The 14,453-nt window shown below is 70.0% G+C and carries 15 protein-coding genes and 3 tRNA genes; 3 read left to right on the top strand and 15 right to left on the bottom strand.

From position 1 onward, the window contains the following. Window positions 1-3 precede the first annotated feature (3 nt). Window positions 4-873: a 3-deoxy-8-phosphooctulonate synthase gene (gene kdsA, locus ACSQ1L_RS02165; protein ID WP_435992489.1), complete on the bottom strand. Its 870-nt coding sequence runs from the start codon at window positions 871-873 to the stop codon at window positions 4-6. Window positions 874-1,026: 153 nt separating this feature from the next. Between kdsA and sseA the strand changes: the two genes are divergently transcribed. After that, entirely contained in the window at window positions 1,027-1,866 is an 840-nt protein-coding gene (gene sseA, locus ACSQ1L_RS02170; RefSeq protein ID WP_435991498.1) for a 3-mercaptopyruvate sulfurtransferase, read from the top strand. Here the strand turns inward: sseA and ACSQ1L_RS02175 are convergent. After that, window positions 1,863-3,185 (bottom strand): dicarboxylate/amino acid:cation symporter, encoded by a 1,323-nt coding sequence (locus tag ACSQ1L_RS02175; RefSeq protein WP_435991500.1) that lies wholly within the window; start codon window positions 3,183-3,185, stop codon window positions 1,863-1,865. The two genes, sseA and ACSQ1L_RS02175, sit on opposite strands and share 4 nt — an antisense overlap. A 28-nt stretch (window positions 3,186-3,213) precedes the next feature. After that, window positions 3,214-4,284: an amino acid ABC transporter substrate-binding protein gene (locus ACSQ1L_RS02180; protein WP_435991502.1), complete on the bottom strand. Its 1,071-nt coding sequence runs from the start codon at window positions 4,282-4,284 to the stop codon at window positions 3,214-3,216. 130 nt (window positions 4,285-4,414) lie between these two features. Here ACSQ1L_RS02180 and metC point away from each other — a divergent pair, with 130 nt between their 5' ends. After that, window positions 4,415-5,584: a cystathionine beta-lyase gene (metC, locus tag ACSQ1L_RS02185; RefSeq protein ID WP_435991504.1), complete on the top strand. Its 1,170-nt coding sequence runs from the start codon at window positions 4,415-4,417 to the stop codon at window positions 5,582-5,584. Here metC and ACSQ1L_RS02190 read toward each other — a convergent pair. From ACSQ1L_RS02190 to ACSQ1L_RS02210, 5 genes are all read right to left on the bottom strand, one after another. Then, window positions 5,577-6,041, bottom strand: coding sequence for a hypothetical protein (locus ACSQ1L_RS02190; protein WP_435991506.1), 465 nt, complete (start codon window positions 6,039-6,041; stop codon window positions 5,577-5,579). The genes metC and ACSQ1L_RS02190 overlap by 8 nt on opposite strands. 30 nt (window positions 6,042-6,071) lie before the next feature. Further along, on the bottom strand, window positions 6,072-6,845 hold the full coding sequence (locus ACSQ1L_RS02195) for an exodeoxyribonuclease III (RefSeq protein ID WP_435991508.1): 774 nt from the start codon (window positions 6,843-6,845) through the stop codon (window positions 6,072-6,074). 111 nt (window positions 6,846-6,956) lie between these two features. Continuing rightward, a complete protein-coding gene (locus ACSQ1L_RS02200) occupies window positions 6,957-7,181 on the bottom strand; it encodes a hypothetical protein (RefSeq protein WP_435991510.1) in 225 nt (74 codons plus the stop codon). A gap of 167 nt (window positions 7,182-7,348) precedes the next feature. Next, window positions 7,349-7,425 (bottom strand) — tRNA-Arg (locus tag ACSQ1L_RS02205). A 48-nt stretch (window positions 7,426-7,473) separates the two neighbouring features. Then, window positions 7,474-7,779: an ETC complex I subunit gene (locus ACSQ1L_RS02210; protein ID WP_435991512.1), complete on the bottom strand. Its 306-nt coding sequence runs from the start codon at window positions 7,777-7,779 to the stop codon at window positions 7,474-7,476. 135 nt (window positions 7,780-7,914) lie between these two features. Between ACSQ1L_RS02210 and ACSQ1L_RS02215 the strand changes: the two genes are divergently transcribed. Next, entirely contained in the window at window positions 7,915-9,201 is a 1,287-nt protein-coding gene (locus ACSQ1L_RS02215; protein ID WP_435991514.1) for a cystathionine gamma-synthase family protein, read from the top strand. Between the two features lie 247 nt (window positions 9,202-9,448). Here ACSQ1L_RS02215 and ACSQ1L_RS02220 read toward each other — a convergent pair. From ACSQ1L_RS02220 to ACSQ1L_RS02250, 7 genes are all read right to left on the bottom strand, one after another. Continuing rightward, window positions 9,449-9,525: transfer RNA gene (locus tag ACSQ1L_RS02220), tRNA-Pro, on the bottom strand. Window positions 9,526-9,581: 56 nt separating this feature from the next. Continuing rightward, window positions 9,582-10,055: a DUF192 domain-containing protein gene (locus ACSQ1L_RS02225; protein ID WP_435991516.1), complete on the bottom strand. Its 474-nt coding sequence runs from the start codon at window positions 10,053-10,055 to the stop codon at window positions 9,582-9,584. A gap of 95 nt (window positions 10,056-10,150) precedes the next feature. Then, the gene (locus ACSQ1L_RS02230) at window positions 10,151-10,708 is read right to left on the bottom strand and encodes a cold-shock protein (RefSeq protein WP_435991517.1); all 558 of its coding nucleotides are present in this window, start codon (window positions 10,706-10,708) and stop codon (window positions 10,151-10,153) included. A 269-nt stretch (window positions 10,709-10,977) separates the two neighbouring features. Then, window positions 10,978-11,052 (bottom strand) — tRNA-Glu (locus ACSQ1L_RS02235). 85 nt (window positions 11,053-11,137) lie between these two features. Beyond that, complete coding sequence (gene recJ / locus ACSQ1L_RS02240) at window positions 11,138-12,940, bottom strand: single-stranded-DNA-specific exonuclease RecJ (protein WP_435991519.1); 1,803 nt, start codon at window positions 12,938-12,940, stop codon at window positions 11,138-11,140. Further along, window positions 12,940-13,896, bottom strand: a complete 957-nt coding sequence (glpX, locus tag ACSQ1L_RS02245; RefSeq protein ID WP_435991521.1) for a class II fructose-bisphosphatase — start codon at window positions 13,894-13,896, stop codon at window positions 12,940-12,942. The genes recJ and glpX overlap by 1 nt, the downstream gene beginning before the upstream one ends. A gap of 60 nt (window positions 13,897-13,956) precedes the next feature. Further along, the gene (locus ACSQ1L_RS02250) at window positions 13,957-14,415 is read right to left on the bottom strand and encodes a hypothetical protein (protein WP_435991523.1); all 459 of its coding nucleotides are present in this window, start codon (window positions 14,413-14,415) and stop codon (window positions 13,957-13,959) included. Window positions 14,416-14,453: the final 38 nt, after the last annotated feature.

The raw sequence follows: 14,453 nt of genomic DNA on the forward strand, positions 1-14,453 counted from the left end.
GATTCACGCGGCCTTCGCCATCCGCGCCTTGGTCAGGTCGTCGTAGGCGATCAGGTCGGCGCACAGCGCCTCGAACTGGTCCAGCGGCACCATGTTCGGCCCGTCCGACGGCGCGTTGTCGGGGTCCTGGTGGGTTTCCATGAACACGGCGTCCACGCCCACGGCCACCGCGGCCCGCGCCAGCACCGGCACGAACTCGCGCTGACCGCCCGAGGACGTCCCCTGCCCGCCCGGCTGCTGCACGCTGTGGGTGGCGTCGAACACCACCGGACACCCGATCTCGCGCAGGATCGGCAAGGCCCGCATGTCGCTGACCAGGGTGTTGTAGCCGAAGCTGGCCCCGCGCTCGCAGGCCATGACGTTCGGATTGCCCGCGCCGACCACCTTGGCGATGACGTTCTTCATGTCCCAGGGCGCGAGGAATTGCCCCTTTTTGATGTTGATGGCCTTGCCGGTCGCGGCGGCGGCCAGCAGCAGGTCGGTCTGACGGCTCAGGAAGGCCGGGATCTGCAGCACGTCCACGGCCTCGGCGGCGATGCGGCAGTGCTCTTCGGTGTGGACGTCGGTCAGCACCGGAAGACCCGTGACCTCGCGGATTTCGGCGAAGATCGGCAGCGAGCCTTCCAGCCCGAAGCCGCGCGCGGCGGTCGCCGAGGTCCGGTTGGCCTTGTCGAAACTGGTCTTGTAGATGATCCCGACGTTCAGCCGCTCGCCGATCTCCTTCAGCGCATGGGCCATCTCCAGCGCGTGCTGACGGCTTTCCAGCTGGCAGGGGCCGGCGATGAAGACGATGCGCTGGCCGCCGCCGATGCTGACGGGGCGCTTCAGGCCGTCCTTGATGTCGATGATGGCGTTGGGCTTGGACACGGCGATCTTTCCGGAATGACAGCGGAGGGGCGCGCGCCCCTTGCGGCGCCTGTAAGGCGATCAGGTGGCGCCGGACCTTCAGCTTGGCAAGCTACACGGAGCCCGGGAGCAAGGCCACCGCGCTTGGGACGACACCCGCCGGTCTGCTAGACTGGGGGCATGCCCGACCTCCCGCCGCTGATCTCCACCGCGGATCTCGCCGCGCGTATGGGCGAACCGGATCTCCGCCTCGTCGACGCCAGCTGGCATCTGGACGGCCGCGACGGCCGCCCGGATTTCGAGGCGGCCCGCCTGCCGGGCGCGGTCTTCTTCGACCTCGAGGCCAGCTCCGACCCGAACAGCGATCTGCCCCACATGCTGCCGTCCCCCGAGGCCTTCGGGGCCCGCATGGGGGGACTGGGACTCCGCGAGACCGATCACATCGTCGTCTACGACACCGTCGGCATCCGCTCGTCCGCCCGCGCCTGGTGGATGTTCCGGGCCATGGGCGTCTCGCGGGTGCAGACGCTGGACGGCGGGCTGCCCAAATGGCGGGCCGAGGGCCGACCGGTCGAATCCGGGCCGCCGGCGCCGGCGATCCCGGCGGTGTTCACCGCCCGACCGGACCGCGAGCTCCTCGCCGATATCGAAGCCGTCCGGGCCGCGCTGGCGGGCGAGGCCCAGGTGGTCGACGCCCGCGCCGCCGACCGTTTCGAGGGCCGCGCGGCCGAACCGCGCCCCGGCCTGCGTTCCGGCCACATGCCCGGCGCCCTGAGCCTGCCCTTTCCCCGCATCCTCAACCCGGACGGCACGATGAAGTCCGCGGCCGGGCTGGAGGCGGCCTTCCGCGACGCCGGCGTCGATCCGGACAGACCCGTGGTCACCAGCTGCGGCTCCGGCGTCACCGCCGCCATTCTCAGCCTCGGCCTCGCCGCCCTCGGCCGCCCCTCCCGCGTCTACGACGGCAGCTGGGCCGAGTGGGGCGGACGGGACGATACGCCGGTCGTCGCCGGCCCCTAGGCCCGCGGCGCCACCGGCTCGGGCAGCCCCGGCGGCACCACCTCATCGCTCTCGCCGCGCGAGACCACGGTCGCCGCCACCAGGTCGCCGGTGACGTTCAGCGTGGTCCGGCACATGTCGAGGAAGCGGTCGACGCCGAGGATCAGGCCGATGCCCTCGGCGGGCACCCCGACCATCACCAGGATCATCGCCACGACCGGCAGCGACCCCGCCGGCACGCCGGCCGTGCCGATGCCGCCGAGGATGCAGACCAGCATCACCACCACCTGCTGCCAGATGGTCAGGTCGATGCCGAAGAACTGGGCGAGGAACAACACCGTCACCCCTTCGAACAGGGCGGTGCCGTTCTGGTTGGCCGTGGCTCCCACGGTCAGGACGAAGCGGGCGATCTTGCGGGGCAGCTTGAGCTCGAACTCGGCGGCGCGCAGCGACACCGGCAGGCTGGCGTTCGACGAGGCGGTCGAGAAGGCGACGACCATCGGCTCGCGGATGGCCTGGAAGAATTTCAGCGGCGACATGCCGCCGAGGGTCCAGACCGCGATCGGATAGACCACGAACATGTGGATCAGCATCGCGCCGACCGCGACGCCGACATAGGCCGCCAGCCGCACCAGCAGGTCCCAGCCGAACAGGGCCGCGAGGTTGAACATCAGCGCCGCGATGGCGAACGGGGCCAGTTTGATCACCAGGTTGATCAGCTTCATGGTGATCTCGAACAGGCCCAGGACCACCTCCTGCAGCCGGTCGGTCGCCGGGCTCCGGGCCATGACCAGGCCGATGCCGAACAGCAGGGCGAAGACCATCACCGGCAGGATCTGGTTCTCGGCCGCGGCGGTGAAGACGTTGGACGGGATCAGGTCGAGGAAGAACTGGCCGAGGTTGATGGTCTCCGGCGCATTGCCGACGATCGAGGCCGCGCCGGCCTCCCCCTGGGCCAGCAGCGCCGCCGCAAGGTCCGCATCGACGCCGTCGCCCGGGCGGAACAGATTGACCATGACCAGCCCGATCACCACCGCCATGCCTGACAGGACCACGGTGAAGGCCAGGGTCTTCCACCCGGCCCGACCCAGCGCCTTCAGGTCGCCCATCTCGGCCACGCCGATGACCAGCGCCGAGAACAGCAGCGGGATCACCAGCATGAACAGCAGGCGCAGGAAGATCTGCCCCGCCGGCCCGGTGATGTTCGAGGTCAGCCACAGCACCCACGGCGCGTCGGCGCCCACCGCCAGATTGACGACCAGCCCGCCGCCCAGGCCGACGATGAAGCCGATGAGCATCAGCCAGTGCAGGGCGATCCCGCCGCGTTTCGTGGTTTCCATGTTTCCCCCCGGCGCGCGGCCGATGTCGTTATCGGATCGGCAGGGCGTAGATCAGGCCGCCCGGCCGAGCCTTCCATTGTGCGTTAAGCCCTCGCGCCAGGTCGAGAGATGAATCGGGCCCAATGTTTCGGTTGAATATTTCGCCATAATTTCCCGTGGCTTCAATGGCGTTCTTCGCCCAGTCCTTCGACAGGCCCATGCTCGCCCCGAGGTCGCCTTCGACGCCCAGAAGCCGGCGAATCTGCGGATCGCGCGATTCCTTGGCCAGTTGTTCGGCGTTGCCGGCGGTGACTCCCAGCTCCTCGGCCAGCACCAGGGCGTTCAGGGTCCAGCGCACGATCGACGTCCACGACTCGTCGCCCCGCTTCACCGCCGGGCCGAGCGGCTCCTTGGAAATCACATCGGGCAGGATGGCGTGCTGCTCCGGGTTTGGCAGCAGGGTCCGCGCCGCCGCCAGGGCCGAGATGTCGGCGCTGAACGCGTCACAGTCCTCCCGCGCATAGGCGTTGCGCGCCGCCTCCTCATTGGCCGTCACGACCGGCCGGTATTCGATGTTCCGGGCGCGGAAGAAGTCGGCCGCATTCAGCTCCGACGTCGTCTCCCGCTGCACGCACACCCGGGCCCCGTTCAGCTCGGCCGCGCTGGCCAGATCGAGCGCGCGGCGGACCAGGAAGCCCTGTCCGTCATAGTAGTTGATCCCGGCGAACCGGACCCCTTCGGATATCTCGCGCGACATCGTCCACGAGGTGGCGCGCCACAGCACGTCGATACGACCGCTGCGCAACGCGTCGAAACGCTGGCTTGAGGTCAGGGGCACGAAGCGCACGGCGTTGGGGCTGCCCAGCACCGCGGCGGCCAGGGCCCGGCAGAAGTCGGCGTCGAAGCCGCGCCATTCGCCTCGATTGTCGGTATAGGCGAAGCCGACCAGCCCTTCGTGCACGCCGCAATTCAGCCGGCCCCGGCGTTTGATCGCCTGCAAGGTGGGGCTGGCGAACTCGGGCGCCTCGGTCGCGGTCACGACCGGCGCGACCGTATCGGTCTCGTTCTTCCGGTCGCCGCCGCCACACGCCGCGACGGTCAGTCCGAGGACCAACGCCACGCCCGCTACACCCGCTTGCCGAACCACCTCTGTCCGCATGCTGCTCCTCGCCCTCGCGATTCCAGACCTTGCGCCCCTGCCCGCTTTAGAGGCTTTTGCCGGATGAACCGCAACCCTTCACCGGCTCCCGATGGCTGACCGCTCCGACCGAACCCGCCTGATCGCTTCGGCCACCCGCCGCGGCCTGGGCCGCCGCCCGGTCAGTCCGCCGGTCGAGCGCGCCTCGACCCTGCTCAACGATGCGCCCGGAGCCATGCGCGACGAAAGCGCCGGCCCGGTCTACGGCATCGAGGACCTGTCCGCCGCCCGCGAGCTTCGCGCCGCCCTGGCCGATCTCGAGGGCGGCGCCGACGCCTGGCTTGTGCCGTCCGGCCTCGCCGCCGTCACCGTGCCCCTGACGGCTCTGCTTCGCCCCGGCGATTCGGTGCTGGCCACCGATGCGCTTTACGGCCCCAGCCGCCGCTTCCTCAATCGTCACCTGAAGGCCCGCGGAATCGACAGCGCCTTCCACGCTCCCGGCGCCGGCGTGGACGACATCCTCGCGGCCCTGACCGACCGGACCCGGCTGCTGCTGATCGAATCGCCCGCGTCGCTGACCTTCGAAATGCTCGACGTCCCCGCCCTCGCCGCCGCCTGCCGGGCCCGCGGCGTGCTCACGGTGATGGACAACACCTGGGCCGCCGGACTCGCCTTCCGTCCGCTGACCCACGGCGTCGATGTCAGTGTCCAGGCGGTGACCAAATACGTCGGCGGCCATTCCGACCTGCTGATGGGCTCCATCGCCGTCGCCGACCCCGCCGTCGCCCGCCAGATCGGCGAAACCATCGAGGATCTCGGCTGGCGCGTTTCGCCCGACGACGCCTGGCTGGCTCTGCGGGGTCTCCGCACCCTGCCGCTGCGCTATGCCGAACAGGCCCGATCCGCCCTCTCCGTCGCCGAATGGCTGCAAACCCGTCCGGAGGTGGCCGAAGTCCTCTACCCCGCCCTGCCGGGCGCGCCCGGCCACGACCTTTGGGGCCGCGACTATGCGGGCGCCGCCTCCATCTTCGGCGTGGTCATGCGTGGCGGCTCGGAGACGGCCGCCCACGCCCTGATGTCGACGCTGGAGCTGTTCGGCCTCGGCTATTCCTGGGGCGGGTTCGAGAGCCTGATCACCCACGAGACCGGCCAGCTCGCCTTCCGTCGCTCGCCGCCGACCCTCGCCGGCGAACTGCTCCGCCTCCATGTCGGCCTCGAGGACCCCGCCGACCTGATCGCCGACCTGGAGCGCGGCCTCGCCGCCTGGCGCGCGGCTAGCTGAGCTTCGCCCGGGCCGCCTTCAGTTTCGCCTTCAGGTCGTCCCGCGCCTTCGTCTGCCGCCTGGTCAGCGCCGCCGCCCGCCGCTCCAGCGCCTCGCGCTCCGCCTCCATGGCCGCCGTCTCCTCCGCCTGGGCCTCGTCGAGCGCCGCCAGGTCCGCCTCCAGCGCCGCCACCTTCGCCAGCGCCTTCGCGTCCGATTCGCGCTTCGCCTTCGCCTTCGGCGCGGCTGTCCGCTCGACCTTGCCGATATCCACCGACAGTCCGCGCTCGATCAGCTCTCCCGGAGCGGCCAGCGCCGCTTCCCGGTCCGGACCGATGTCGATCTCCTTGGCCGAGCCGTCCTTGAACAGGTCGCGTCTGACGCCCCACGCCTCCAGCGCCCTGGCCCGCGACGGCGCCGCCACCGTCCACGAGTGGAATCCGTCCGAATAACAGAACACCTTCAGCTTGCGGGCCATCCCGACCCAACGGCCCCGGCCGCCGCCGGTTCAGTCCAGTTCGATCCACACCGGCGCGTGGTCGCTGGCCCGCTCCCGCCCGCGCACCTCCCGGTCGACGCCCGCGTCGGTGAGCCGCGCCGCCGCCGCCGGGCTCAGCAGCAGGTGGTCGATGCGCAGGCCGGCGTCCCGCTCCCACGCCTGCCGGAAATACTGCCAGAATGTCCACGGCGGCGGATCTTGCGGGTACCGCTCGCGCAAGGCGTCGGTCCAGCCCTGGGCCAGCAGCCGCGCGAAGGCCGCCCGGCTCCCGGGCTGCAGCAGGGCGTCCTTCTTCCACGAGCGGCTGTTGTAGATGTCGGCCTCGGTCGGCACGACGTTATAGTCCCCCGCCAGCACCACGGGCGCGCCGGTGGCCAGCAGCGCCGCCGCATGGGCGTTGAGCCGCTCCATCCACGCCAGCTTGTAATCGAACCTGGGTCCCGGCTGCGGATTGCCGTTGGGCAGGTACAGCGACGCCACCAGCACCCCGCCGACCGCCGCCTCCAGATAGCGGCTCTGAACGTCCGCCGGATCGCCCGGGAGACTTCGCCGCGTCACCACGGGTTCGGCGTCCCGGGCCAGGACCGCCACCCCATTCCAGCGATGCTCGCCGTTCCAGACGGCGTGGTAGCCCATCGCCCGGATCGCCGCGGCCGGAAATTGGGCGTCGGTGGCCTTCAGTTCCTGCAGGCAGGCCACGTCCGGACGCGCCGCCTCCAGCCATTCCAGCAGATTGGCCAGCCGGGTGTTGACCCCGTTGATGTTGAAGGTGGCGATCCGCACCGGAGCTCAACGGCGGGCTTCGGCGCCGGTTGCCGCGCCTCGCCCACGAAAAAGCCTCCGCCGCTTTCGCGACGGAGGCCCTTCGAACTCAGACGTCCTGGGACGCGAGAATCAATCGCTTTCGCTGTCGTCGTCGACGCTCGTGATGAGCGCGAAGCCGGCGACCGCGGCGGCGATGAAGATGACGCCGGCAGGAATGCCGCCGGCGAATTCGCTCGACTCGGTCGAGGCGGCGCCGACCCGGTCACCCACGCGGGCGGCGGATTCGGTCGTGGCGAAAGCTTGGCCGGCGACAAGCATGGTGCCGACCAAAACGGCGGTGGCGATCTTCTTCATGGAAAACTCCCTTAATGGCCAAGCTATAGGCCGCGATTTTCGTGACGTTTCAACCTTCAGGCCAAGGTTTTCTCATCAGAAGTTGTGTCCCGGGGTCCTTTTGCCCCGGACCGTTGCGCGGGCGCATCACTCGCCTCGTCGAAAGGCGGATCAGACCCGTGAGCCCGTGGCGCGCCCAGCAGGACTCGAACCTGCAACCGTCCGCTTAGAAGGCGGGTGCTCTATCCGGTTGAGCTATGGGCGCCCGGGCAGCGGCTCAATATAGCGCGAGGCGCGGTAGGCAAGCCGGCGTCTAGTGCGTCCAGGGGACCCGGCGGTTGGTGGCGAAGTTGTCGGCATAGGCCTTGAGAATCACCGGGGGCTCCTGCGGCTCGTGCAGGCGGAACGGGATGCCGTAACGCTCGGCGTAGGCGATCGCCTCCTCTTTCGAGTCGAAATCCAGCCGCACCTGGCCGTTCATGTCCGCCGAGCTGGTCCAGCCCATCAGCGGATCGATGCTGCGCGCCGAAGCCGGTTCGAATTCGAGCCGCCACTGTCTGGTGTTGGCCTTGCCGGACTGCATGGCGGTCTTGGCGGGGCGATAGATGCGGGCGAGCATGGAGACGTCCTGGTGGTGGGCCGCGAGGGCTCATTGCGCTCCTGATAGCGGCTGCTCCACGGCGGGTCCACCACCGCTTGGCGCATACCCTCGAACCCCCTATCAGGAGCGATCGTCAGTGAGGGGAACACGCCTATGAGTCGCCACCGCAGCCGCACCCTGGGCGATCGTCCGCTGTCCCCCGAAACCCTGATGATGGGCTACGGCTACGATCCAGCCCTGTCGGAGGGCTCGATCAAGGCGCCGATCTTCCAGACCTCGACCTTCGTGTTCAGGTCGGCCGAGGACGGCAAGCGTTTCTTCGAGGTCGCCTACGGCCTGCGCGAAAAGGACCCGGACGAGGCGCTCGGCCTGATCTACTCGCGGATCAACAATCCCAATCTCGAGATCCTCGAGGACCGGCTCGCCGTCTGGGACGACGCCGACAAGGCGCTGGTCTTCTCCAGCGGCATGGCGGCGATCTCGACCACCATTCTGGCGCTCAGCCGTCCGAATGACGTCGTGGTCTACACGGCGCCCGCCTATGGCGGCACCGAATACCTGTTCGACCGCATCCTGCCCCGCATGGGCGTCGAGACCGTCAGCGTCGCCGACTGCGACGGCGGCGAGGCCCTGACCCGCGCCATCGGCGAGGCCGCGGCCGCCGCGGCATCCCGGGGCGGCCGGCTGGCGGCGGTCTACGTCGAGACCCCGGCCAACCCGACCAACCAGCTGATCGACCTCCAAGCCGCCGCCGCCGCGATCCGCGCCCTCGGCCAGGCGGAAGCGCCGCCGCTGGTGGTCGACAACACCTTCCTCGGCCCGCTGTGGCAGAAGCCGCTCCAGCACGGGGCCGACCTCATCCTGTATTCGCTGACCAAATACGTCGGCGGCCATTCCGACCTGATCGCCGGCGCCTGCATGGGCCGCGCCGACCTGATGGGACGGGTCGCCGAGATGCGCACGATCTGCGGCACGGTCACCGACCCGCACACCGCATGGCTGTTGATGCGCAGCCTCGAGACCCTGCACATCCGCATGGAGCGGTCGCAGCGGAACGCCATGGACCTGGTCAGCCGCCTGCGCGGCCACGCCAGGATCGAGGCCGTGCTGGACGCCGGCGGAGCCGAGAGCTCTCCGGCCCAGCAGGCCATCTTCGCACGTCAGTGCTCGGGCGCGGGCTCGACCTTCTCCCTGCGGCTCAAGGGCGGCGAGGCGGAAGCCTTCCGCATGCTCAACGCCCTGCGTCTGTTCAAGCTGGCCGTCAGCCTGGGCGGCACCGAGAGCCTCGTCTCCCACCCGTCCAGCACCACCCATTCGGACTACAGCGCCGAGGCCAAGGCCCGCTGCGGCATCGGCGACAACCTGGTCCGGCTGTCGGTCGGCATCGAGAACGTCGACGACCTGTACGCCGATCTTGAACAGGCGCTGGCGGCCATCTGACCGGCCCGGTCGACGACCGCGGCCCGGTCAACCCGGGCCGCGTCGGATCGGAAGGTCGCGAAGGGCCGACGACCGCGGCCTACTAGCCGGCCGCGTCGGGTCGGGAGGTCCCGAAGGGCCGACGATCGCGGCCTACTAGCCGGCCGCGTCGGGTCGGGAGGTCCCGAAGGGCCGACGACCGCGGCCTACTAGCCGGCCGCGTCGGGTCGGGAGGTCCCGAAGGGCCGACGATCGCGGCCTACTAAAATGGTCGGGGCGAGAGGATTCGAACCTCCGACCCTCTGCTCCCAAAGCAGATGCGCTACCAGGCTGCGCTACACCCCGATCCAGAGGCGCGGTGTTTGCCACGCGCCGCCCCCCGCCGCAACGCGGAACGGAGCCTATTCGGCGAAGAACGGATGGCGGACCTTGTCGCCCGGTTTGGCGGCGATCTCGTCGGCCCGTCCGGCGCGCAGCTCCAGCACGCCCATGGCCGGTCCGTTCGAGGGGATGATGGCGTCCGAGTTGGGCGGGGCGTTCTTCGCGATCGAGACGATGCGGCCGTAGGGGTCGATGTAGATGATATCCAGCGGGCTGGGCGTGTTGTGCATCCAGAAGCCGCGCTCGGCCACGTCGGGGAACTGGAACAGCATGCCGCGGTCGTCGGCCAGCGGCTCGCGGTGCATCAGGCCGCGCTGACGCTCCATCTCGTCGTCGGCGATCTCGACCATGAATCGGTGCTCGCCGGTCGAGGTGGTCACCGTCAGCGCCTCCAGCGGCTCCCCGTTGGGCCCCTGGGCCGTACCCGCGCCCGCGCATCCCGCCAGCAGGACCAAACCGGCGAGGCCGGCGAGAAAGCCGCGACGAACCAACATCATTCCATCCTCAGGACCATTCCGCCGCAGACTGCGCCGATCAGAGCGCGCGGCAAACCCAGTCTAGCGCGCCCGGCCGCCGCTGGGGAGGCCGGTCAGCCGGTCGGGCGGATTTCCGCGACCACCAGCCCCTTCGGGCCCTCCGCGAAGCGCACGGCCACCGCCTCGCCGGGCAGCAGGTCGTCCAGCCCGCAGCGTCGCAGCGTCTCGACATGGACGAAGATATCGCCGGGCTGGCCGTCCCGGACCACGAAGCCGTAGCCCTTGGTGCGGTTGAACCATTTGACCACGGCCGTCTCCATGCCGCCGCTGTCGTCGAGGACAGGCAGGGCGCGGCCTTCCCGCCGCAATGCGTCGTAGCCGCGGCGGGGAAGGTTCACGGCCTCGGGGTCGCCCTCTCCCAGGTCATGGACCTCGGTCACCTGCCAGCCCTTGGGCCGGCGGGCGCAGTCACAGGTGATCGGGGCGCCCTCCGCGGCGCTGTCGCGTCCGCTGTCGCGCAGGCTGGAGATGTGCAGCAGCACATCCTTCATATCGGTCAGGCTCGGCTCATCGGGTACGATGAAACCGTATCCCTTGCCGGGATCGAACCATTTTATCCGGCCGGCGATCCGCACCGTCTCGACCGTCTCAACGCCCTCGTAGTCGGACACAGTCTTCCCCCGGCCCGCGATCAGTGCGAGCGGCGGTTATTTAACACGGTTCTGTGAATGTCGGAAAAGCCAAAAACGTAAGTTTCAGCCCGAACGCGAACATTTTTTTCAACTGATGCCTGTAACCGCTTCCAACGGCGGGGCCTGTCGGCCGGGGATCGGGCTCGCCGGGGTGGGATCGTGCTTGAATGCGCCGATCCATGGCGACCGCGCCGGCCGGGCGGGGTTCGGAAGACGGCGGCGTCAGCGATGTAGAGGGAAGCCCCGCGTGGCAGTCCCTAGGGGAGTCGAACCCCTCTTTTCAGGTTGAAAACCTGACGTCCTAACCGATAGACGAAGGGACCGCGGCGCGGGGAAGCGGCGATATAGCCGCCGATTCCGAAGGGTGCAAGCGGCTTTGCCGTAGAAAATGCCCGAGGTGATCGACGTTTACGCCATCCGCGGATCGGCGACGTCCTCGATCTCGAACTGCACGCCCCGCCGGCCGTTCCAGTCGTCCGCCTTCAGCCGCCCGGCGACGCTCAGACCGCCCTGCCCGGCCAGCAGCGCCTTGCCCGACGGCAGGTCGGCGCAGCGCCAGGCGATGGCCTTCACGGACGCCCCGTCCGCCCCGACCAGCCGGCAGCGCACATGGCCGCCGTTCATGGCCACGGGGTCTCGCACGGCGACATGTTCCAGGGCGAACAGCGGCTCGGGATTGGCCGGGCCGAACGGAGCCAGCTGCTCGAACTGTTGGAATAGCGCCCGGGACGCCGCCCCGGGCTCGATCAGGGCGTCGATCTCGACCCCGTCCAGCGCGTCCGCCGCGGCCTGCTCTCCGGCCATCCGCTCGTTGAGAAAGTCGCGCAGCCGCCCGATGTCGTCGGCCTTGACGGTCAGCCCCGCCGCCATGGCGTGGCCGCCCCCGGCCAGCAGCACGCCGGCCTCCCAGGCGGCCTGCACCGCCCGGCCCAGGTTCATGCCCGGCTGCGACCGGCCCGAGCCCTTGCCGACGCCGTTGACCGCGTCGACCCCGATCACCACCACCGGCTTGCGCCAGCGCTCGCGCAGCCGGCCGGCGACGATGCCGACCACGCCGGGATGCCAGTCGGCCCCCTCGATCACCACGATCGCCGAGCCGTCGGCGTGGGCGCCGGTGGCCTCGACCATGCGGGTCGCCTGTTCCGTCACCTGCCGCTCGACCTCGCGCCGGGCGATGTTCAGCGCGTCCAGTTCCTGCGCCAGTTCGCGCGCCTCCTCCGGGTCGTCGGTCGACAGCAGCCGCGCGCCGAGGTCCGATTTGCCGATCCGCCCGCCGGCGTTGATGCGCGGCCCAAGAATGAAGCCGGCGTGATTCGACTTGGCCGGCCCCGGCTCGCTGCCCGCCGCCGCCAGCAGCGCCCGCAGCCCCGGATTGCCCCACTCCGACATGACCCTGAGGCCCAGGCTGGTCAGCGCCCGGTTGAACCCGGTCAGGCCGGTGACGTCGCAGATCGCGCCCATGGCGGCCAGATCCAGCCACTGGCGGATATCCGGCTGCTCGCCACCCTCGAACATACCGCGCCGCCGCGCCTCGCGGTTCAGCGCCGCCAGCAGCACGAACACCACGCCCGCCGCCGCCAGATTGCCCTGCCCGGAGTTGCAGCCCGGCCGGTTCGGATTGACCACGGCGGCGCAGACCGGCGGATGCTCGCGCATCATATGGTGGTCGATCACCACCACCTTCAGCCCGATCGCCGCCGCATGGGCCACCGCCTCGTTGGCCGCCGCGCCGCAGTCGACGGTGATGACCAGCTCGGCGCCCGACGCCTTCAGGGTGTCGAAGGCCTTCGGGCTCGGACCGTAGCCCTCGGTGACCCGGTCGGGCACATAGATCGGCAGGTCCGCGCCCATGGCCCGGAACCAGCGCACCAGCAGGGCCGCGCTGGACGCCCCGTCGACGTCGTAGTCCGCGAACACATGGATCGAGGCCTGCGCCTGCAGGGCGTCGAGGATCGCCTCCGCCGCTGCGTCCATGTCCATGAAGCTGGACGGATCGGGGAACAGCGCCTTCAGCGTCGGCTGCAGGAAGTCCGCGCCCTGGTCGGCCCCCACCCCGCGCGCCGCCAGCGCCCGCGCCAGCGGCTCCTCGAGGTTCAGCGCCTGCATATGGGCGCGGATCAGCGCCGCCTCGGCCGGCCTCTGCCGCCAGGCGCGTCCGGACAGCGAGCGGGAGACGCCCAGAAACGCAGGCAGGCTCCCCCCGTCGGCCATCAGACCGGCCGTGTCGTGCGAATGCGCTGGATGGTCCGGGTCGAGGAATCCATCACCAGCGTGTGGGTCGAGACGAAGCCGTCACGGACCAGCACCCCGTCCAGCATGGCGCCCTTGGTGACCCCGGTGGCCGCGAACACCGCGTCCTTGGACACCAACTCGTGCAGGTCGTATTTCCGGTCGAAATCCTTGACCCCGGTGCGCTCGGCCCGGGCCCTCTCGTCGTCGTTGCGGAAGATCAGCCGGCCCTGGAAATGCCCCCCGACGCATTTCAGCGCCGAGGCCGCCAGCACGCCCTCGGGCGCTCCGCCCGATCCCAGATACAGGTCGATGCCGGTCTCCGGCTCGGCGGTGTGGATCACGCCCGCCACATCGCCGTCGGTGATCAGCAGCACCTTGGCCCCGACCTCGCGCAGGGCCGCGATCAGTTCGGCGTGGCGCGGCCGGTCCATGACGCAGACGGTGATGTCGCGCGGATCGACGCCCTTGGCCGCGGCCAGCGAGCGGACGTTGTCCTGCGGCTTCATGTCGAGGTCGACGGTGCCCGGCGCATAGCCCGGCCCGATGGCGATCTTGTCCATATACGTGTCGGGCGCATGCAGCATGCCGCCCTCGGCCGACATCGACAGCACGCACAGGGCGTTGGCCATCGCCTTGGCGGTCAGGGTCGTGCCTTCCAGCGGATCGAGGGCGATGTCGATGGCCGGACCTTTGCCGGTGCCGACCTTCTCGCCGATGTAGAGCATCGGCGCCTCGTCGCGCTCGCCCTCGCCGATGACGATCTTGCCGTCGATGTCGAGCGCGTTCAGCGCCGTGCGCATGGCGTCGACGGCCAGTTGGTCGGCCTGCTTCTCGTCGCCGCGACCGATCTGGGCGTAGCTGGCGATGGCGGCCAATTCGGTGACCCGCGCCGCGTCTGCGGCCAGCGTCGAAGCGTAGGGGGCCGTGACGGCCATGGCGTTCTCCTGAGGACGATGATCCCGGGATTCTGTCGTCCCGGCGAGCGTTGGCGTGGATTAGCGGCGGGGAATCGGCGGCGGCGCGCGGCCCCGCTCACGGACGCGCCGGGCGAATTCCTCGATCTCGGCGGCGGTGTTCTGCGTCACGGGCGCGACCTGCACCGCGTCGACCCGGGCCCGCACCGCCTCGGCGAAGGCGGCGGGATCTTCATTGAGCGTCCATTCGATGCGCGAGACCTCGCCCGCCAGCGCCCCGCTCGTCACCCGCAGCGTATTGACCTCGGCGGCGACCACGGCCGGGTCGGGTTGGGGCTCGGGCGACTTCGGAAAGTCGGCCCAGCGGGGGTATTCGCGGTTGGCGTCGACCAGCGCCTGGACCCGCGGCGCCACGGGCGAGGTCGGGTCCGTCTGCGGATTGAACGCTCCCACGCAGGCCGTCAGACCGGCCGAGGCGACGGCGGCGGCCAGGACCGCTGCGAATTTCCGGATCGGCGCGTTCATTTCAGGGCCGGTCATATGCCATGATCGCGACCGGCGGAAGGGCGACGGCGGCC

Source organism: Brevundimonas sp. LjRoot202 (assembly GCF_964253355.1).
Taxonomy (GTDB): Bacteria; Pseudomonadota; Alphaproteobacteria; order Caulobacterales; family Caulobacteraceae; genus Brevundimonas.

Coding starts and splice junctions, on each gene's coding strand:
- sseA (WP_435991498.1), top strand. CDS start 1,027: ATGCCCGACCTCCCGCCGCTGATCTCCACCGCGGATCTCGCCGCGCGT.
- ACSQ1L_RS02175 (WP_435991500.1), bottom strand. CDS start 3,185: ATGGAAACCACGAAACGCGGCGGGATCGCCCTGCACTGGCTGATGCTC.
- metC (WP_435991504.1), top strand. CDS start 4,415: ATGGCTGACCGCTCCGACCGAACCCGCCTGATCGCTTCGGCCACCCGC.
- ACSQ1L_RS02190 (WP_435991506.1), bottom strand. CDS start 6,041: ATGGCCCGCAAGCTGAAGGTGTTCTGTTATTCGGACGGATTCCACTCG.
- ACSQ1L_RS02200 (WP_435991510.1), bottom strand. CDS start 7,181: ATGAAGAAGATCGCCACCGCCGTTTTGGTCGGCACCATGCTTGTCGCC.
- ACSQ1L_RS02210 (WP_435991512.1), bottom strand. CDS start 7,779: ATGCTCGCCCGCATCTATCGCCCCGCCAAGACCGCCATGCAGTCCGGC.
- ACSQ1L_RS02215 (WP_435991514.1), top strand. CDS start 7,915: ATGAGTCGCCACCGCAGCCGCACCCTGGGCGATCGTCCGCTGTCCCCC.
- ACSQ1L_RS02225 (WP_435991516.1), bottom strand. CDS start 10,055: ATGTTGGTTCGTCGCGGCTTTCTCGCCGGCCTCGCCGGTTTGGTCCTG.
- recJ (WP_435991519.1), bottom strand. CDS start 12,940: ATGGCCGACGGGGGGAGCCTGCCTGCGTTTCTGGGCGTCTCCCGCTCG.
- glpX (WP_435991521.1), bottom strand. CDS start 13,896: ATGGCCGTCACGGCCCCCTACGCTTCGACGCTGGCCGCAGACGCGGCG.
- ACSQ1L_RS02250 (WP_435991523.1), bottom strand. CDS start 14,415: ATGACCGGCCCTGAAATGAACGCGCCGATCCGGAAATTCGCAGCGGTC.